14 protein-coding genes and 1 tRNA gene are annotated in these 19,505 nt (G+C 65.9%); 7 read left to right on the top strand and 8 right to left on the bottom strand.

Annotated elements, in window-relative coordinates:
• Nucleotides 1-2: 2 nt before the first annotated feature.
• Together AC13C7_RS09500 and AC13C7_RS09495 are read right to left on the bottom strand one after the other, a co-directional pair.
• A complete protein-coding gene (locus AC13C7_RS09500) occupies nucleotides 3-977 on the bottom strand; it encodes a membrane dipeptidase (protein WP_482867326.1) in 975 nt (324 codons plus the stop codon).
• Nucleotides 974-2,425 carry an aldehyde dehydrogenase family protein gene (locus tag AC13C7_RS09495; RefSeq protein WP_482867325.1) on the bottom strand — a complete coding sequence of 484 codons (1,452 nt, stop codon included), beginning with the start codon at nucleotides 2,423-2,425 and terminating at the stop codon, nucleotides 974-976. The genes AC13C7_RS09500 and AC13C7_RS09495 overlap by 4 nt, the downstream gene beginning before the upstream one ends.
• 262 nt (nucleotides 2,426-2,687) lie before the next feature.
• Here AC13C7_RS09495 and AC13C7_RS09490 point away from each other — a divergent pair, with 262 nt between their 5' ends.
• Both AC13C7_RS09490 and AC13C7_RS09485 read left to right on the top strand, forming a co-directional pair.
• Nucleotides 2,688-3,815 (top strand): efflux RND transporter periplasmic adaptor subunit, encoded by a 1,128-nt coding sequence (locus AC13C7_RS09490; protein WP_482867324.1) that lies wholly within the window; start codon nucleotides 2,688-2,690, stop codon nucleotides 3,813-3,815.
• Nucleotides 3,812-6,943 (top strand): efflux RND transporter permease subunit, encoded by a 3,132-nt coding sequence (locus AC13C7_RS09485; protein ID WP_482867323.1) that lies wholly within the window; start codon nucleotides 3,812-3,814, stop codon nucleotides 6,941-6,943. The genes AC13C7_RS09490 and AC13C7_RS09485 overlap by 4 nt, the downstream gene beginning before the upstream one ends.
• 31 nt (nucleotides 6,944-6,974) lie before the next feature.
• On the opposite strand, the gene AC13C7_RS09480 is transcribed toward AC13C7_RS09485, so the two are convergent.
• Nucleotides 6,975-7,048: transfer RNA gene (locus AC13C7_RS09480), tRNA-Cys, on the bottom strand.
• A gap of 175 nt (nucleotides 7,049-7,223) precedes the next feature.
• Here AC13C7_RS09480 and AC13C7_RS09475 point away from each other — a divergent pair.
• The 4 genes from AC13C7_RS09475 to AC13C7_RS09460 all read left to right on the top strand — a co-directional run bounded on the left by AC13C7_RS09475 (nucleotide 7,224) and on the right by AC13C7_RS09460 (nucleotide 11,392).
• Nucleotides 7,224-7,877 (top strand): protein-L-isoaspartate O-methyltransferase family protein, encoded by a 654-nt coding sequence (locus AC13C7_RS09475; protein ID WP_172320949.1) that lies wholly within the window; start codon nucleotides 7,224-7,226, stop codon nucleotides 7,875-7,877.
• A gap of 56 nt (nucleotides 7,878-7,933) precedes the next feature.
• Nucleotides 7,934-9,319 carry a TolC family outer membrane protein gene (locus tag AC13C7_RS09470; protein WP_172320948.1) on the top strand — a complete coding sequence of 462 codons (1,386 nt, stop codon included), beginning with the start codon at nucleotides 7,934-7,936 and terminating at the stop codon, nucleotides 9,317-9,319.
• 125 nt (nucleotides 9,320-9,444) lie between these two features.
• The gene (locus AC13C7_RS09465; RefSeq protein ID WP_172320947.1) at nucleotides 9,445-10,500 is read left to right on the top strand and encodes a hypothetical protein; all 1,056 of its coding nucleotides are present in this window, start codon (nucleotides 9,445-9,447) and stop codon (nucleotides 10,498-10,500) included.
• Nucleotides 10,501-10,558: 58 nt separating this feature from the next.
• Entirely contained in the window at nucleotides 10,559-11,392 is an 834-nt protein-coding gene (locus AC13C7_RS09460; RefSeq protein ID WP_172320946.1) for a rhomboid family intramembrane serine protease, read from the top strand.
• A gap of 67 nt (nucleotides 11,393-11,459) precedes the next feature.
• On the opposite strand, the gene efp is transcribed toward AC13C7_RS09460, so the two are convergent.
• On the bottom strand, nucleotides 11,460-12,023 hold the full coding sequence (gene efp, locus AC13C7_RS09455) for an elongation factor P (RefSeq protein ID WP_172320945.1): 564 nt from the start codon (nucleotides 12,021-12,023) through the stop codon (nucleotides 11,460-11,462).
• Between the two features lie 212 nt (nucleotides 12,024-12,235).
• On the opposite strand from efp, the gene AC13C7_RS09450 reads away from it, so the two are divergent.
• On the top strand, nucleotides 12,236-12,547 hold the full coding sequence (locus AC13C7_RS09450; protein ID WP_172320944.1) for a DUF6280 family protein: 312 nt from the start codon (nucleotides 12,236-12,238) through the stop codon (nucleotides 12,545-12,547).
• A 134-nt stretch (nucleotides 12,548-12,681) separates the two neighbouring features.
• On the opposite strand, the gene AC13C7_RS09445 is transcribed toward AC13C7_RS09450, so the two are convergent.
• From AC13C7_RS09445 to AC13C7_RS09430, 4 genes are all read right to left on the bottom strand, one after another.
• Entirely contained in the window at nucleotides 12,682-14,946 is a 2,265-nt protein-coding gene (locus AC13C7_RS09445; RefSeq protein ID WP_172320942.1) for a TRAP transporter permease, read from the bottom strand.
• Between the two features lie 116 nt (nucleotides 14,947-15,062).
• Complete coding sequence (locus AC13C7_RS09440; RefSeq protein ID WP_172320941.1) at nucleotides 15,063-16,058, bottom strand: TAXI family TRAP transporter solute-binding subunit; 996 nt, start codon at nucleotides 16,056-16,058, stop codon at nucleotides 15,063-15,065.
• Nucleotides 16,059-16,255: 197 nt separating this feature from the next.
• A complete protein-coding gene (locus AC13C7_RS09435) occupies nucleotides 16,256-17,593 on the bottom strand; it encodes a sigma-54-dependent transcriptional regulator (protein WP_172320940.1) in 1,338 nt (445 codons plus the stop codon).
• Nucleotides 17,590-19,392, bottom strand: coding sequence for a sensor histidine kinase (locus AC13C7_RS09430; RefSeq protein WP_235952753.1), 1,803 nt, complete (start codon nucleotides 19,390-19,392; stop codon nucleotides 17,590-17,592). Before AC13C7_RS09430 ends, AC13C7_RS09435 begins: the two co-directional genes overlap by 4 nt.
• Nucleotides 19,393-19,505: the final 113 nt, after the last annotated feature.

Here is a 19,505-nt window from a genome sequence, read left to right as displayed (position 1 = left end):
CGTCATCCTTTCGGGGTGAAATTCTCGGCGAAAAACCGGTACCAGTTGCCACCCATTATGCCCGCGACCTCCTCGGCGCTGAGGCCGGTGGCGCGCAATCCCTCCTCGACATTCCCGAAATCGCGGTTGTCACGGAACCAGGCGGGCATGGGCGGAAACCCCGGTGCGGCGGCAGAGCCTTCGCCATAGTCGATCTCCTTCGACCAGCGGCCCACGCGCATCCATTCGACGACGCTGTCGGGCTGATCCTGGCACAGGTCCGACCCGATGCCGAGATGTTCGACCCCGTAGCGGGCCGCCGTGTCGGCGACCATCTGGCAGAAGCTGTCCAACGTGCAGTCCGATTTCCCCTTGAGGTGATGAGGATAGAGCGAAAAGCCCAACATGCCACCACGCTCCGTCACCGCGCGGATCACCGCGTCGCGCTTGTTGCGCAGGGCGGGTTGCCAGTCGTGCGGGTTGGCATGGCTGATGACGATGGGGCGCTCGGAAATGTCGGCGGCCTCGATGGTCGAGCGGTCCGCCGAATGGCTCATGTCCACGACCAGCCCGACGCGGTTCATTTCGCGGATCACCTGACGCCCCATGCGGGTGATGCCGGGGTCTTCCGCCTCGTAACAGCCCGTCGCCAGCAGGGACTGGTTGTTGTAGCTCAGCTGCATGAAGCGCGCGCCGAGGCTGTGGACGATCTCGACCAGCCCGATGTCATCCTCGATGGGCGCGGGGTTCTGGAAGCCGAAGAACACCGCCGTGCGGCCCGTCTTGCGGGCGCGGTCGATGTCACTGGCCCAGTGGCCCTTCATGATCAGATCGGAATGCTCCTCGAACCAGCGGTTCCATTTCTCGAAATTGAGAACCGTCTCGCGGAAAGTCTCGTGATAGCTGATGGTCACATGGATCGCATCGACGCCGCCCTCGCGCAGCTGGCGGAAGATCCTGGGCGACCAGTTGCTGTATTGCAGCCCGTCGATCCTCATGCCGGGTTTCCGGCGCTGATATAGGCGGTCTTGACCGTGGTGTAGAACTCCGCCGCCGCGCGGCCCTGTTCGCGGGGGCCGTAGCTGCTGTCGCCCCGACCGCCGAAGGGCACGTGGTAATCGGTGCCTGCCGTGGGCAGGTTGACGGTGACGACGCCGGTGCGGGCGTTGCGGCGGAAATGCGTGGCGCGGGCGAGGCTGCGCGTGACGATGCCCGAGGTCAGGCCGAACCGCGTGTCGTTGACCGTGGCCAGGGCCTCATCGTAGCTGCCGACCTTGATCACGGATGTCAGCGGCGCGAACATCTCCTCGCGGTTGATGGTCATGTCATTGCGCGTGTTCAGGAACACGCCGGGCGACATGTAGTGGCCGTCATGCGGCATCTCCAGCCGCACGCCGCCGCAGGCCAGTTCCGCGCCCTCGGTTTTGCCGAGGCGCACGAAATCGAGGTTCTCCGAAAGCTGCCGGTCCGACACCACCGGCCCGATCTGGGTGCCGTCCTCCAGCGCGTGGCCGACCTTCATCGCTTGCGCGCCTGCCACCAGCTTCTCGGCAAAGGCGTCATGGACCCGGTCATGCACCACAAGCCGCGAAGAGGCCGTGCATTTCTGTCCGGTGCCGCCGAAGGCCCCGCCGAGCGCCAGCGTCACCGCAAGGTCAAGATCGGCATCGTCCATCACCGCAAGGGCGTTCTTCGATCCCATCTCCATCTGCACACGGGTGAGGTTCTGGATCGCCGCCGCCGCGATCCCCTTGCCCACGGGCACCGAGCCGGTGAAGGAAATCGCGTCGATCCTGGGGCTTTCGACCAGACGCTGGCCGATATCCGCCCCCGACCCCATGACGAGCGAGAAGAGCCCCTTGGGGATGTCCTGCCGGTCGATGATCTCGGCCAGCGCCACGGCAGAGGCGGGGGTGAGGTTGGCGGGCTTCCACACCACGGCGTTGCCATAGGCCAGCGCGGGCGCGATCTTCCATGACGCGGTGGCGGTGGGGAAGTTCCACGGGGAAATGACGGCGACGGTGCCGACGGGCTCGCGCCGCACGTCGATCTCGACGCCCGCGCGGACGCTGTCGGCGTTCTCGCCCAATTGGCGCAGGGTTTCAGCGGCGTAATAGGTGAAGAACTGCCCGGCGCGATAGACCTCGCCACGGCCCTCGGCCAGCGGCTTGCCCTCTTCGCGGGACAGGAGCGTGCCAAGCTCTTCGGCGCGGCTCATCAATTCGGCCCCGATGGCCATCAGGACGGCCTGCTTACGCTCCAACCCGTAGCCCGCCCAGTCTGCCTGTGCGATGCGCGCCCGGTCCAGCGTCGCCTCAAGCTGATCGGCGCTGGCCTGGGTGAACAGGCCGATGAGGTCGGTGATGTCCGAGGGATTGCGGTTCTCGATCTCGGACACTCCGGCGGTCCAACTGCCCGCGATGAGGTTGAATTTGGTGTCGGGCATGGGCGGAGTCCTCTCGGTCGGCGCAGTTTGCGGCAGGATGCCTGCGGGCCGTCGCATCAGTCAAACTCAAAAAGATGAAGCAAACTTCAGTCAAACTGAAATTTGACGGGCGCCCCTTCCACCTTGATCCACACCGATTCCTCGCTACCTCACCCGAAGACGCCGGGGAATTCTTGACTCTTGCCGGGTTTCAGGGACAGTCACTGCCCTTTGGCCACGGGAAAATTCTGCGCCTTGGGCGGCAGACAAAAGGGACAACGCCATGACAGATTCCGCGACACGGTCGGACCGGGGCGACACCCTGGAGTTTTCCGCCGATAAGGGCGCGTCGCGCTCGACCTGGATCGCCGGGATCATCCTTCTGGCGGTTGTCGGCTGGATGGGCAGCGGGTTCGTCCTGCCGAGCGAGGAGGAGGACGCCGCGCCCGAGACGGGCGAACCGCAGCCGGTCTCGGTCGTGGTTCAGCCGTCCGAGGCGGAACCGGTGACGCTGCTTTTCACCGCCGAGGGGCAGGCGATGCCCGATCGCGACCGCATGATCATGGCCGAGGCCACGGGCGAGGTTGCCAGCGTCTCCGCCACCATGGGCAGCTACGTGGAGGAGGGGGCCGAGATCGCAAGGCTGAGCTCGGCCAGCGCCGAGGCGGAACTGGCACGGGCAGAGCAGGAGGTGACCCGCACCGAACGCGACCTGGAAAATGCCGAGACCCTGCTGGAACGCGGCGTCGCCACCCAGGACAGGGTGCAGCAGGCGCGCTCGGCCTTCGCGCAGGCCGAGGCGCAGCTGACCGCCGCCCAGGAGGCGCTGGAGGATCTGATCATCACCGCGCCTTTCGCGGGCCGGATCGAGCTGCTGGACCTGGATACGGGCGAATTCGTGCAGGCCGGATCGCAGGTCGCGCGGCTGGTCGATAACGCGCCGCTGACGGTGTCCTTCCAGGTGCCGCAGCAATCGCTGACCCGCCTGCAAAGCGGCCAGCCCGCCACCGTGCAATTCATCACCGGCGAGGAACGCGAGGGCGTGGTCAGCTTTGTCGGCACCTCCGCCGCCGAGACCACGCGGACCTTCCTGGCCGAGGTGACCCTGCCGAACGAGGATGGCGCCATTGCCGCCGGCATCTCGGCCCGGATCACCATCCCGACCACGGAAGTGACGGCGCATTTCATGTCGCCGTCGATTGTCTCGCTCAGCCCCGCCGGGCAGTTGGGCGTCAAGATCGTCGATGACGAGGATATCGTCCGGTTCCACCCCATCGAGGTCGTCCGCGCCGAGATCGAGGGGATCTGGGTCACCGGCCTGCCCGACAGCGTGCGCCTGATCACCATCGGACAGGGTTTCGTCAGCGACGGCGAGACCGTGCGCCCGCAACTGGCGGAGGACGACCAGTGAGCGGGTTGATCGACGCCGCCTTTTCCCGCGCGCGGGTCGTCGCCATGACGCTGATCGTGATGCTGTCGGTCGGGACCTATGCCTATGTCTCGATCCCGAAGGAGGCCAGCCCCGAAGTGCCGCTGGCGCTGTTCTATATCCATACCGGGCTGGACGGGATCAGCCCGACCGACGCCGAACGCCTGCTGATCGAGCCGATGGAACAGGAATTCGCGGGCATCACCGGCCTCGACAGCATGACAAGCTTTGCCGCCGAGGGCTCGGCCAGCGTGCAGCTGGAGTTCCAGCCGGGCCTCGACAATGACGAGGTGCTAAGCGACATCCGCGAGGCGGTGGACCGGATTGCGGGCGACCTGCCCGAAGATGCCTATGACATCACCGTGACCGAGATCAACACGGCCCTCTTCCCGATCATCACTGCCATCCTCTCGGGCCCGGTGCCGGAACGCACCCTGAACAACCTGGCCGAGGAATTGCAGGAAGAGATCGAATCGCTGTCCGGCGTGCTGGAGGTCGATATCGGCGGCGAACGCGAGGAATTCGTCGAGGTATTGATCGATTCGACCGTGTTCCAGACCTATGACCTGTCCTTTGACGAGCTGATCGGCCAGATCACCCGCAATAATCGCCTGATCGCGGCGGGCGCCATCGAGACCGGGGCAGGCCGGATCGTGCTGACCGTGCCGGGGCTGATCGAGGATCTGGCCGATGTGATGTCGATGCCGGTGCTGGTGCGCGACGACACGGTCGTGACCTTCGGCGACGTGGCAACGGTGCGGCGCGCCTTCGACGACCCCACGGGTTTTGCCCGCATCGACGGCCAGCCCGCGCTGGCGCTGGAGGTCACCAAACGCTCGGGCGCCAATATCATCGAGACCGTCGCCGAGGTCCGCGACCGGATCGAGCGATTGCGCGTCGACTGGCCCGAAACGGTCGAGATCACCTATCTTCAGGACCAGAGCGAACAGGTCGAGGATCTGCTGAGCGACCTGGAGGCCAACGTGATCACCGCCGTGGCGCTGGTCATGATCGTGATCGTCTATGCCCTCGGTTTCCGCTCGGCGGTGCTGGTGGGGCTGGCCATTCCGGGCGCCTTCCTGGCCGGGGTCACGGCGCTGTGGGTGATGGGCTACACGATGAATATCGTGGTGCTCTTCTCGCTGATCCTGGTGGTGGGGATGCTGGTCGATGGGGCCATCGTGACGACCGAACTTGCCGACCGGCAATTGCAGGAAGGGGTGGAGCCGAAGAAAGCCTATGCCAATGCCGCCAAGCGCATGGCCTGGCCGGTCATCGCCTCGACCGCGACGACGCTCAGCGTGTTCTTCCCGCTCCTGTTCTGGACCGGCATGGTCGGCGAATTCATGAAATTCCTGCCGATCACGGTGATCCTGACGCTTTTTGCCTCGCTCTTCATGGCGCTGATCTTCATTCCCGTCATGGGTGGCATCATCGGCAAGCGCCAGCCGCAGACGGCGGCCTCGAAGGCGGCGCTGGCGGCGGCGGACTCGGGCGATCCGCGGCGGATCGGCGGGGTGACGGGGGCCTATGTCCGCGTCCTCAACTGGGCCATTCTGCGCCCCGCCGCGACGGTCCTGCTGACACTGGCGATGCTTCTGGGCAGCTTCGGCCTTTATGGTCAATTCGGTGTCGGCCTCAGCTTCTTCCCCTCGGTCGAACCGGAATTCATGCAGGTGCAGGTGCGCGCGCGCGACAATTTTTCGATCTTCCAGCGCGACGACCTGGTGCGCCGGGTGGAACGCCGCCTCTTGGAATTCGACGAGGTGGCCAGCGTCTACGCCCGCTCGACCATGAGCGCGGGGCAGGGCGACGAGGAGACCATCGGCACCATCCAGCTTGAGCTGACGCCCTGGGACACCCGCCGCCCGGCCGCCGAGATCGGCGAGGATATCCGCCAGGCGATGACCGATCTTGCAGGCATCGACGTGCAGGTGCAGACCGAAAGCGGCGGCCCGACGGCGGGCAAGCCCGTCAACCTGGAGGTCACCGCGCGCACGGGCGAGGCGCAGGGCGCTGCGGTCGAGATGATCCGCGAGATCATGGACCGCGTCGGCGGCTTTACCGATGTGACCGATACCCGCCCGCTGCCGGGCGTCGAGGTCGCGGTGATCGTGAACCGGGCCGAGGCGGCCCGCTACGGTGCCGATGTCAGCCTGCTGGGGCAGGCGCTGCAACTGCTGACACGCGGCATCGCGGTCGCCGAATACCGCCCCGACGACACCGACGGCACGCTGGATATCCGGGTGCGGTTCCCCTACGAGGACCGGTCCCTGTCCGAGCTTGGCAACATGCGTGTGCCGACGGCGGCGGGCTCGGTCCCGATCTCGAATTTCGTGACCTTCGAGCCGGTGGAACGCACCGGCACCATCCGGCGCATCGACGAGCGGCGCGTCGTCACCATCGAGGCCAATGTGGCCCCCGGACTCCTGGTCAACGACCAGGTCATCGCGCTGACGCAGGCGCTGGAGGCCGCGGACCTGCCCGAGGGGGTCGAGTTCTCCTTCGCGGGCGAGGCCGAGGACCAGGCCGAGGCGATGAATTTCCTGGTCGCGGCCTTCCTGTCGGCGATCTTCCTGATGTTCGTGATCCTGGTGACCCAGTTCAACAGCTTCTACCAGGCCTTCGTGGTGATGAGCGCCATCGTCTTCTCCATCGCGGGCGTGCTGCTTGGCCTGTTGATCACGGGGCGGCCCTTCGGGGTGGTGATGGGCGGCATCGGCGTGATCGCGCTGGCCGGTATCGTGGTGAACAACAATATCGTCCTGATCGACACCTATAACGACCTCAAGAAATCCGGCCAGTCGCCGCTGGAGGCCGCGCTGAGGACGGGCGCGCAACGTCTGAGGCCCGTGGTCCTGACCTCGATCACGACCGCGCTCGGGTTGATGCCAATGGTGATCGGCCTCAACATCAACTTCTTCACCCGCGAGATCGTCTACGGAGCGCCTTCGACACAATGGTGGACGGAACTGTCCAGCGCCATCGCGGGCGGGCTGGTGGTGGCCACGGTGCTGACGCTTGTGGTGACGCCCGCGATGCTGATGCTCGGCGAAAAACGCGCCGCGCGGCGGCAGGGGACGGGCGGGACGGCAGGTGCGACGGCCTGACGTGCGGGGAGGTGGATGATGCGGAGGAGGGTGGAGGCGAGTACCGGAATCGAACCGGTGTACACGGATTTGCAATCCGCTGCGTCACCACTCCGCCAACTCGCCGCGCTTGTGGTCTGGCGCTGGTTTTGCCTCAAAGCGGGGCGGGGTGCAAGCAGGTTCGCGGGGCTTTCGTGCCACGTTTCGCCCTTGCCTTCGCGGCAGGCGTCCTTCCTGCGTTGCCCTGCCGGGACACCTGTGGCAAGACGGGCGAAACGATAACAAGCCGCTGGATGTGATCATGCAGGATTTCACCGCTCTCCGCACCATGATGGTTGATACGCAGGTGCGCCCGCAGGATGTCACCAAGTTCAACATCATCGAGGCCATGCTCGATGTCGCGCGCGAGGCCTACCTGCCCGACAGCCTGCGCGACGTGGCCTATGTCGGCGAGAACGTGACGCTGGAAGGCGGCCGCGTGGTGCTGGAGCCGCGCACGATGGGCAAGATCCTGGACGCGCTGGATATTCAGCCGGGCGACCTGGTGCTGGATCTGGGCTGCGGGCTTGGCTATTCCGCCGCAGTGCTGGCGCATCTGGCCGAGGCCGTCATCGCCATTGAGGATGTGCCGGACCTGGCCGCCGAGGCGCAGGATATCCTGGCCGCGCAGGGTGTCGACAATGTCGCTGTGATCGAAGGGCCCCTGGCCGAGGGCAGCGTCAAGCACGGGCCCTATGATGCGATCGTCATCGAGGGCGGCGTGGAAGAGGTGCCGCCGGCCCTGCTGGACCAGCTCAAGGAAGGCGGACGGATCGCGGCGATCTTCATGACGGGTGCGCTTGGCGAGGCCCGGATCGGCCACAAGCTGGATGGACGGGTCTTCTGGCGCATGTCGTTCAACGCCACAGCCCCGGTATTGCCCGGATTTCGCCGCGCCGAAGAATTCGTGTTTTGAGGCAGGGCGCCGATCATTCCGGGGCGGGGTATCAGGTTGAACAGGGGCGACAGTCGATGCGTTTCACAAGAATATTGTCCTCCTTCCTGGCGGTCCTGATGCTGTCCATCATCGGTCTCGGTCAGGTGGCGCGGGCCGAAACCCTGGCCGACACGCTGGCGGCCGCCTATCGCAATTCCGACGTGCTGGAACAGAACCGCTATCTTCTGCGGCTACAGGATGAAGGCGTGGCACAGCAGGTGGCGGGTTTGCGCCCGGTGATCACCTTCATCGCGTCGTCGCGGTGGCAGACGCCGACCACGCGCCAGACCGACCGGCTGACGCTGACCGCCGAGATGCTGCTCTATGATGGTGGCGGGCGCAGACTCTTGCGCGACGCGGCGCGGGAAACCGTGCTGGCGACGCGGCAATCGCTGATCGGCCTAGAGCAGCAGGTGTTGCTGGACGCCGTGACCGCCTATCTGCAGGTCTGGCGCGATGCGCAGGTCGTCAGCGTCCGCGAAAGCAATCTGCGCGTGATCACGCAGCAGTTGCGTGCCGCGCGCGACCGGTTCGAGGTCGGCGAGGATACCCGCACCGATGTGGCGCTGGCCGAGGCGCGCCTGGCCGAGGCGCGGCGGGCGCTGGTCTCGGCGCAGGGCGCGCTGATGATCGATTCCGAACTGTTCCTGCTGGCAGTCGGTCGCCGCCCCGGTGCGTTGAGCGGCCCGGGCGTGATCCCCTCGCTGCCCGACAGCCAGGAGGAGGCGCTGGAGATCGGGCGCCAGAACCACCCCTCGATTCAGGCCGGAAGACACGGCCAGCGCGCCGACGAGTTGAACCTGGCCGCCGCGCGCACCGATTACGGCCCCAGCCTCAGCCTGCGCGCCGAGGGTTCCGTCGATCCCGCCGATCGCAGCGAATGGTTCGAGGATTCCGCCAGCGCCTCGCTGACCCTGAGCCTCTCGCAGCCGATCTACAATGGCGGGCGGCTGGCCTCGTCCGAGCGGATCGCGCTGGCCACGCTGCATGCCAGCATGGCCGAGCTGAACCAGACCGTGCGCCGGGTCAACCAGAGCATCGGCAATGCCTTCGCCCAGATCCGCATCGCCTCGGCCTCGATCCAGGCCTCGCAGCAGCAGATCCGCGCCAACCGGCTGGCGTTTGAAGGCGTCCGGGAGGAGGCCTCGCTCGGGGCGCGCACGACGCTGGATGTGCTGGACGCCGAACAGGATCTGCTGGATGCCCGGATCGGGCTGATCGAGGCGCAGACATCGCTTTACCAGGCCAGCTATGGCCTGTTGGCGGCGATGGGCCTGCTGACGGTCGAGCATCTGAACCTGGACGTGCCGGAATACGATCCCACGGCCTATTACGACGCGGTCAACCGTGCACCCATCCATACGCCCACGGTGCGCGGCGAGCGGCTGGATGCGGTGCTGGACCGGCTCGGGCGGGACTGAGCCGACAGGCTGAAATCGCTGCAAATTTACCTATCCATTGTGCGAACGGGCCTGTGGCTGTATCTTTGCGTGAAAATGATGGCGCGCGCATGAGGCAGGTGCAGCCAAACCGGAGTGGTGAGGACATGGCAGACCCAATGAAATCCGATGAGATCGAGGATGTCCTGTCGTCGATCCGCAGGCTTGTCTCGGAACATCACCCGGCGGAGGGGACGCAGGCCGTGCCCCCGGCCGGCGAGGGTGGGGATGCCACCGCGCCGGACAAGCTGGTGCTGACGCCCGCCTTGCGTGTGACCGACCCCGAGGACCCCTGGGTGCCGATCACGCCGCGTGGCGACGACCCCGACCCGTCCCGCGATGAGGGGACGGATTGGGCGCAGGAATTGTGGGGCGAGCCGGTCGAGGATGCTGACGCGGGCGATGACGCGGACCCGGCGGAGCCGGTCGCGTTCGACGATTCCCCGCCCCTGACGGATGCAGAGCCCGAGGCGGATATGGCGGATGTGGCTGACATGCCGGAGCCGGACGACGACGCGCCCCCCGAGGATGAGGCCACGGACGCACGGGAGGCCCCCGAGACCGCGGAACTCGCCAATGACATGGCGGAGGATGACGCGGTGGACGCGCCTGACGACAGCCCGCCGATCTCCTTCATTCGCCGGTCCAGTTCGCTGGCCGAGTATGAGCCGGAGGAGGGGGCCTTTTCCTCCCCCGACGAGGCACCGCCCTTCGCCGCGCGCGAACTGGCCGAGGCGCGGGCCGCCCAGATGGCCGTCTCGGGTGTGCTCTCTGCCGTGATCAGCAAGGGTGCGCGGGAAGATGAGGGCGAGGAGGACGCATCGGCGCCGGATGAGGTGGAGACCGAGCCGCAGGACGCGGTGACGGAGGAGGTGCCCGAGGAGGTTGCCCCGGAAGACCCCGCCCCGGACCTGGCGGCCGATCTTGAGCCTGAGCCGGAGCCGCGTGACCGCTCGGAGGTCGAGGATCTGGGCGAGGGGCCCTTTACCTTCCCCGATGAGGATGCCGGTTTCGTGGACGAGGAAACCCTGCGCGAGATCGTCGCCGAGGTCGTGCGCGAGGAGTTGCAGGGCGAGTTGGGCCAGCGCATCACGCGCAATGTGCGCAAACTGGTGCGCCGCGAGATTCGCCTCGCGCTGGCCGCCGACGACCTGGAGGATTGAGCGCAGCCCGCGCTGACGCCCCCTTGACCGGGACCGGCAGAAGGGCAATCTGAACCCCATGCTGCCCCTGCGCGATCACAACCCGTCGGAACGAAAGCCCTTTGTCACCTGGGTTCTGATCACGATCAATATCGGCGTTTTCCTCAGCTATTTCCCCTCGATCGGTGAGGCCCCGCGCCTGTTGATGGCGTTCTACGCCGATTGGGCGCTGGTGCCCGCGCAGGTCAGCCAGGGCGACCAGACCTACACGATCTTCACCTCGATGTTCCTGCATGGCGGCTGGATGCACCTGGCGGGCAACATGCTGTTCCTGTGGATCTTCGGTGACAATCTCGAGGATCAGATGGGCCATCTGGGCTACCTGGTCTTCTACCTCGCGGCGGGCGTGGCGGCGGCCTTCGGGCAGATGATCGCCAACCCCTATTCGCCGGTTCCCATGGTGGGGGCCTCGGGCGCGATTGCGGGCGTGATGGGCGGATATTTGTTGATGTTCCCCCGTGCGCGGGTCGATTTCCTGCTGATCCTGTTTGTCTTTTTCCGGGTCATCACGGTCCCCGCCTGGCTGATGCTGGGGCTGTGGTTCGGGATGCAGTTGGTCAATGGCGCGGCGGCCGACACGCTGACCGGCGGGGTCGCCTATTGGGCCCATGCCGGTGGCTTCATCGCCGGTGTCGTGCTGGCGGTGCCGGTCTGGTTGCGGCGGGGCGGGCCGGCCTTCTGGAATGCGACCCACGGCCACCCGCCGCATGAAGAAGCGTTTGACGACCGGGCCGTTTCCCGACCGCGCCGCGCGCGCCCCCGCGAGGTGGAGCCGACCGCAACAACGCGCATCCCCCGTACCGGACAGGGGCGCAGGCCGCCGCCGTCATCGCCCTGGGGCGGGCGGCGCTAGCGTTCGCGGTCGGAAGAGTTTTCAAAAAACCTCTTCGGGCGTGAAAACCCTTGGACAAGGATTTTCGTCACGCGCGTTCGGAGTATTCCATGGTCTCGGTGTTGACGACGATCATCTCGTCCTGGCCCACGAAAGGCGGCACCATGACCTTGACGCCGTTGTCCAGCACCGCGGGCTTGAAGCTGTTGGCGGCGGTCTGGCCCTTCACCACGGGCTCGGTCTCGACGATCTTGCAGGTCACCTTTTGCGGCAGGGATGCGTTCAGCGCCTCGCTTTCGTGGAATTCCACCACGATTGTCATGCCGTCCTGCAGGAACGGGCGGCGGTCGCCCAGAAGGTCGGCGGGCAGTTCGATCTGCTCGTAGGTTTCGGTGTCCATGAAGACCAGCATGCCGTCGGTTTCATAGAGAAACTGCTGATCCTTCTGCTCCAGCCGCACCCGTTCGACCTTGTCCGCCGAGCGGAAGCGCTCGTTCAATTTCGAGCCGTTGCGCAGGTTCTTCATCTCGACCTGGGCGAAGGCGCCGCCCTTGCCGGGCTTGACGTGATCGACCTTCACCGCGGCCCAGAGGCCGCCATTATGCTCCAGCACGTTTCCGGGGCGAATTTCATTGCCGTTGATTTTTGGCATGTGTCATTTCCGTGGCAAAAGGTTGAGATTTCGTTGACCGGACCTATATCTGCCGCTTGGTAGGGTGGCAAGACACCGGAAATAGCGCGAATTCGAGCTGAGCCATGCGGGGTGCGCATGGCACATATGCAAAAGTTGCACACACGAATCGGCTTTGATTGGGCATAACGGGTGGACCGCCGGAAATGCAAGAGCAATAAAAGGACGACGGAATGAGAGATTTCGTTGATGGAACGGCATTCAACTTCGAACAGGGCCAACGGTCGCGCAAGCTTTTTGCCGCCGTGGTCCTCGCCGCTTTGGATGACGCCATTGCAGATGACAAGAAATACGGCAACGGGCCCGATCAGATCGCCCGTTGGGCACGCTCGCGCGATGGCCGCGAAGTGCTGTCCTGTGCCGGGATCGACCCGAACGAGCGTGTCGTGACGGGGCTGATGGCCTTTGTCTCGAACGGTGTGCGCACCTCTGTCGCGCTCAGCCGTGAGGAAAGCGAACGCCGCAGCCAGGCCGAAGCCGCCTGAGCTGACACGAATATTGCTGCCCTGAAAGCCGCGCCCCCTGACCGGGGCGCGTTTTTCTTTGTGGCCTTTACGGGGGAAACGAAAAGGGCCGCCCCGCATCCGGGACGGCCCTATCTCATCTCTGCGCGCAGTCGTCAGTCCGCGCCGCGCACGTCGAAGGTGGCGTCTGGGGCGGGGTGGAACAGCTTCTGGATGAAGAAGACCGCCACGGCCCCGCCGATCCCGATCACGTCCGAGACCCAACCGCCCTCGATCAGGAACAGCGCCGCGGCGATGATCGCCACCCGCATGAACCAGGCCATGCGGCCTCCCATGAACCAGCCCTGGACGCCCGAGGACAACAGGAACACGCCCACGGTCGCGGTTGCGGCGGCGCGGATGATCTCGAACCAGGTGCCGTCCATCAGGATCGCCGAGTTGTAAAAGAACATGAAGGGCACGACGAAGGCCGAGATGCCGATCTTGAAGGACGCCATCGAGGTCTCCATCGGGTTCGACCCCGATATCCCCGCCGCCGCGTAACTGGCCAGCGCCACGGGGGGCGTGATCGCCGAAACGACGGCGAAGTAGAAGACGAAGAAATGCGCCGTCAGGGCCGGAATGCCAAGCTGCACCAGGCCCGGCGCCACGACCGAGGCCGCCACCGCATAGGCCGCCGTGGTGGGCATCCCCATCCCTAGAAGGATGGCGATACACATGGCGAAGAACAGCGCCAGAAGCTGGCTGGCCTCGGCCAGGCCAAGCAGCAAGGACGAGAACCGCGCGCCGACCCCGGTGAGGGAGATCACGCCCACGATGATACCGGCGCAGGCGCAGACCGTGATGATCTGGATCGACATGACACCCGCCAGCTCGAACGCCTTGATAATGGCGCGCAGGCCCATCCGGTGCGGCGTCAGCCAACTGACCACGGCGGCGGCGACGGTCGCGAGTGTGCCCGCCCGGATCACCGAATAGCCCATGAACAGCGCCACGATCAGGATGATGATCGGGATGAACAGGTAGACCTGGCGCACAAGCTGCTTGAACTTGGGCAGCTCGTCCTCGCGCATTCCGCGCATTCCCAGCTTGGCGGCCTCGAGGTCGACCATGAAGTAGATCGACGCGAAGTAGAGCACGGCGGGGATGATCGCCGCGATGGCGATCTCGGTATAGGGGATACCGGTGATCTCGGCCATGATGAAGGCGCCCGCGCCCATGATCGGCGGCATGATCTGCCCGCCGGTACTGGCCGCGGCCTCGATCGCGCCGGCGGTCTTCTTGTGATAGCCGACCTTCTTCATCAGCGGGATGGTCAGCGAGCCTGTGGCCACGACGTTGCCCGCGGATGTGCCGTTGATCATGCCCATCAGGCCGGAGGCGAAGATCGCCACTTTTGCGGGCCCGCCCCGCGCGCGCCCCGCCGCGGCGAAGGCGAAGTTGACGAAGTAATCGCCCACCTTCGACGCCTGAAGGAAGGCCGCGAAGATGATGAAGAGGATGATATAGGTCGAAGAGACGGCCGTGGTCGGCCCCAGGATACCCGCATCCGTGTAGACGAAGCCGAAGAAGCGCTGCCAGTTATAGGGCGTCTGCACGGCCAGGATGCCGGGCAGCAGATGCGCGGTGAAGGTGTAGATCAGGAAGACACCGGTGATGATGACCAGCGCCAGCCCCGCGACCCGGCGCGTCAGCTCAAGGATCAGCGCGGTGCCGGCGGTGGCGGCAAATGCCACGCCAATCGGCACGAAGGTGGTCCCGACCGAGTTGCGCGCGGCGGTGGAGTAGATCGGCACAAGGTAGAGCGCGACGACGACCCCGCAGACCGCCAGCACGACATCCGAGGTGGAAAAGCGGGTGCGATGGGTGTTCTCGAACCAACCCAGAACGATCGCGCCGCCGGTGGCGACGAGCAGCGGAATGCCGAACCAGCGCACTTCCTGCGCGTAGATCTCGGTGCCGGGGAAGGCGGCCCATGTGGTCAGCCCGCCCATTTCGGGCAAGGTGCCGCTGTTGATAACAAAGGCGAATTTCACGGCCATGTAGCCGGCCAGAAGCGCCGGGATCAGCAGCAGGTATCCGATCAGCGACAGGGTCCGGGTTTCGGGCTTTTCGTCATCGGGAAACAGCCGCGCGGCGAATAGCAGGAACCCGAGCGCCAAAGCGCCGGAGACGTGGACAATGCGGAAATTCCAGGTTTCCATCGGGAATGTCGGCAGGAAGGGGATCTCGATCCCGGTCCAGTCGCTGATCGACACGCCGTTGAGCGCCAGCATGTGAAAGCCCGCATAGAGCGCCGAGAAGGTGGCGATAAAGACAAAGGACGGCCCGGTGAAGAGGCGGCGGTTCTTCTCGACCGGCTCCTCATCGACGCCTTCGGCGAGCACGATCTCGTCGATCTCGTTTGTGTTGGTGGTCATTGTCCCCTCCGCTTCCCCGCGCGTGTCGCACGGGGATTCCCCCGGTGTTTGAAAAAATGCCGCGCCCGAGCATAGCCGGACGCGGCGTCTGTGTCAGGCCACTGGCCCGGTTTCGATCACATGTCGCCGTAGATCATGTCGGCGGCAATCTCGGCGCCTGCGTTTTCCGTGAACCAGCGGGCCGCACCGGGGTGCCACATCATGACGGTGTTCTTGTCCCAGTTCTCGGGCAGGGTGGAACGTGCGGCGCGGTGGATATTCATCATCCGCTCATTGTCCGACATCACGACATCGACCACGGCATAGACGAAGCTTTCCGGCAGGTCGCAATTGGCGATGGCGAAGTTCCACATCGAGACCGAGCGCGCGGGCTCTTCCAGCGTGGTGTAGATATCGGCCGAGATCTCGAAGGCGGAAACCGGGAAGGCTTCCATGATCGCGGCCTGCTCTTCCTCGGTGAACTCGATGATGTTCACATCCGTCTGCACCTCAAGCTGGCTGACAGCCGGAACCGGCACACCGGCGGCAAAGGCGATCACGTCCAGAAGGCCATCCTGCAACTGCCCGCCAAGGTCGGACCAGCCGCCATTGCGGCGCTCGAAGTTGACGCCGAGCTCTTCCATCATGCGCGGGAAATAGGTGTCCGAGGTGGAACCCGCGGGGCCAAAGCCGATGCGCGCGCCATCGGGAATATCCGCGACCGACATGATGCCCGACGACGACAGCGCGGTGATCGAGAACGGCGTCTGGTACATCGGGAACATGGCGCAGGCATTGGTCATTTGCAGACCGGGCGCGATCGGGTTGGTGCCTTGCAGGCTTTCCGCCGCCGGGCCCATCGTGGTCATGCCGAACTGTGCCTCGCCGGTATGGACCAGCGCCATGTTCTGCATCGGGCCGCCGGTCACTTCGCCGCCGCCGGTCAGGCCAAGCTCTTCCGCCACAAGGTTGGCCCAACCGGAGCCATAGGCGAAATAGGTGCCGCCCTGGCTTGCGGTGCCGACGGTGAAGCTCTCGGGCCAGTCGCTGCGGTCCTCGTGGCTTTCCGCAAAGGCGGCGGTGCTCGCAAGGGCGCTGGTCATGGCAAGCGCGGTGAGTTTCTTGAAGGTCATGTGTTTTCCTCTCCCTTTGGAATTGGCGGCAAGGGACACAAGGCCCCGATCCGCTCAACCCCCCTCATGCGGGCGCGGCTTCCCCCAGGGCAAGGGCGCTGAGGGCCGCAAGGGGCATCGACGCGACATTTCCTGGCCCGATGGGTCGGTCGGGCCCCATGGCGTCGCAATCATGTGTCGAAATCCGCCCATCGCGGTCAGTCCCGGCGGAACGCGTCCCGGTCCAGCCCGTATTTCTGCATCTTCTCGTAGAGCGCCTTGCGCGACAGGCCGAGCGCCTCGTAGGTCTCCTTGAGGCTGCCGCCATGGCTGGTCAGGCTCGCCGCGATGAGGGATCTCTCATGCGCGGCCATCGCCTCGCTCAGGCTGCGGGCCTCCTGCGGCGCCGCCTCGCCGATATCGAGGTCGAGACCCAGGGCAAAGCGGTCGGCGGCATTGCGCAATTCGCGCACATTGCCGGGCCAGTCGCGGGCGGCAACGGCGGTCAGGACCGCACCGGGGATGGGGGGGGAGGGGCGCTTGTATCGGGCGGCGGCCTCGTGGACCAGTTGCGTGAAGAGGCGCGGCACATCCTCGCGCCGTTCGGTCAGGTCCGGCATCCGCAGCGTCACGACATTCAGCCGGTAGAGCAGATCGGCGCGAAACTGACCGGCGGCGGCGGCGGCCTTGAGGTCCTGCTTGCTGGCGGCGATGAAACGCACGTCAAGCTCCACCGGATCGTTCGAGCCGAGCCGCGTCACCACCCGGTTCTGGATCGCGTCCAGCAGCTTGGCCTGCACGGGCTGCGTCATGCTTTCGATCTCATCGAGGAACACGGTGCCGCCGCGCGCATGTTCAAAGCGCCCGTAGCGCGGTCGCGTGGCGCCGGGAAAGGCCCCGGCCTCATGCCCGAAAAGCTCGCTTTCAATGAGGTCGGCGGGCAGGGCGGCGCAGTTGATATGCACGAAGGGCCTTGCCGCGCGGGACGAGGCGCGGTGCAGCGCGCGGGCCGCGACCTCCTTGCCGGTGCCGGTCGCGCCTTCGATCAAGACATCCGCCCCGGTTTCCGCGATGGCGCGGATCTGGCCGCGCAGCCTGATCATCACGTCCGAGCGTCCCGTCAGCCGCGCCTCGATCGCGTCGCGCCCGCCGACCTGGCTGCGCAGGGCGCGGTTTTCCAGCGTCAGCCGCCGCTTGTCCAGCGCGCGGCGCACGGTCGAGACCAGCCTTGCGGGGGCATAGGGTTTTTCCAGGAAATCATAGGCCCCGTCGCGCATCGTCCGCACCGCCAGTTCGACATCGCCATGCCCGGTGACCAGGATCACGGGAAATTCCGGGTCGATCTCCAGCGCGCGGGCCATCAATTCCTGCCCGTCCATGCCGGGCATCCTTATGTCGGTCACCAGGATTCCGGCGAAATCGCGCGCGACATGGGACAGCGCCGTTGCGGCATCGGCGAAGGTCGTCACGTCCAGATCCTCAAGCTGCAGGCTCTGCTCGGCGGCCAGGCGCAGGTGATCCTCGTCATCGACAAAGAGGATGGTCTCGGACGTCATTGCGCGGCGATCTCCGTCTCATCGCTGGCGGGGGCAAGATCGACGGTAAAGACCGCGCCGCCGCCTTCATGGTTATGCGCGGCCAGCCTGCCACCGAAATCGCGCACGATATTGTAGGAGATCGACAGGCCGAGCCCGAGCCCCTTGCCGGGGCTCTTCGTGGTGAAGAACGGGTCGAATAGCTGCGCCAGCGAGGTCTCCGACAGGCCCGGCCCGTGGTCGCGCACCGAAACCTGCCAGCGCCCGCCGCGGGTCTCGACGCTGATCTCGATGACCGGCACCTCCTGATCCTCCATCGCGTCGATGGCGTTGGAGAGAAGGTTCACCAGCACCTGTTGCAGCCGCACCTGGCCGCCCATGACGGTGATCTCCTCTTCCGGCCGGTCATAGCTGATTTCGGCCCCCACCTCGGCCAGCCGCGCCCGCATCAGTGCCAGCGCGTCGTCGAGAACGGGCAGCAGCGGCACCGGCCCGATTTTCTCCTGCGGACGGCGGGCGAAGTTGCGCAGGTGTTTCGAGATCGCGGCCATCCGGTCGGCCATCTGGCTGATCAGTCCGATATTCTGGCGTGCTTCCTCGGGCCGGTCGCGGTCGAGGAAGGTGGCGGCGTTGTCGGCATAGGATTTCACGGCGGCAAGCGGCTGGTTGAACTCATGGCTGAGGGCTGCCGACATCTGCCCCAATGCGGCCAGCTTGCCCGCCTGCACCAGGTCTGTCTGGGTCTTGCGCAGCCGCGCCTCGGTCAGGCGGCGTTCCTCGACCTCCTGGCGCAGCTGCGCGTTGGCGTCATGCAGGTCGGCGGTGCGTTCCGTGACGCGGGCCTCCAGAACTTCACTGTGGTGGCGTTGCTGGTCGAAGCGTTCCAGAAGCCGCGCGCGGCGCTGGATGAAGAGCGCGCCGACCAGCCCCGCAAAGAGGATGACGAGGATGATCGAGGCCAGCGCCTGACGTGCCTGCAAGATCGCGTGGCGGGTCGGCGTCAGCACCCAGACGCGCCAGCCCGCGGCAGCGATGAGGCCGATATTGGTGACATATTCCTCGGCTCCGATGCGCAGCAGTTCGGTCGTGGGGCCAAGCGGCTCGCGCGTGGCGGGCAGGGGGGTCAACTGGTCCAGCGGATATTGCCGGGTCGCCGCGATCCGGCCCCGCGCGCCATCGGGGATCGGCCCGAGCGTGTTGAAATGCCATTCCTCCCGGTCCGACAGGAAGATCACATTGCTCGAATCCATCACGATGATGGTGTTGTCGCCGTCGCGCCAGGTCTGCTCGAACGTGTCGAGATGGATCTTGACCGCGACCACGCCCAGAAGTTCGGTATTGTCGATGATCGGGGCGGCGAAATAGTAGCCGCGCTGCCCGGAGGTGACGCCAAGCGCGTGAAACCGCCCGCGCCCGAGCGACAGCGCGTCCGTGAAATAGGGCCGGTAGGCGAAGTTGCGTCCGACGAAGGACGCCTCGCGCCGGTAATTGCTGGCCGCGATGGTGTTGCCGCGCAGGTCCATGACGAAGATGTCGGCCAGCTCCAGCGTCAGCGCGGTCTGGCGCAATTGTTCATTGGCAAAGGGCAAGAGGCCCTCGTTGTCCGGGTCGCGCAGGATCTCGGATAGGATCGGGCGTTCGGCCAGCAGCGCGGGCAGCGCCTCGGACCGGGCCAGCGCGCCGCGCAGGGACGCGGTGGCCAGGCGCAGCGTCGCCTCTTCGCGCGCCGCCGTCTCGGCGATGAAATAACGCTCGATCCTTGGCAGGGCGGCCAGCGCCAGACCGATGGCCAGCAAGACCAGCAGCGCAAGATTGCGCATCGCCGTTCGCATTGGCCGGGGTCGGGGCGGGGTCACTGTCATGGGGCCGAGTATGATCGGCGCGGCGGCGATTGCCTAGGGGGGAGGGATGGGCCATGTTCGGCCCTGACGGA

This window comes from Alterinioella sp. B-7 (assembly GCF_056857775.1).
Note: the sequence above shows the minus strand (reverse complement) of the source record. Positions and strands in the feature narration are given on the sequence as shown.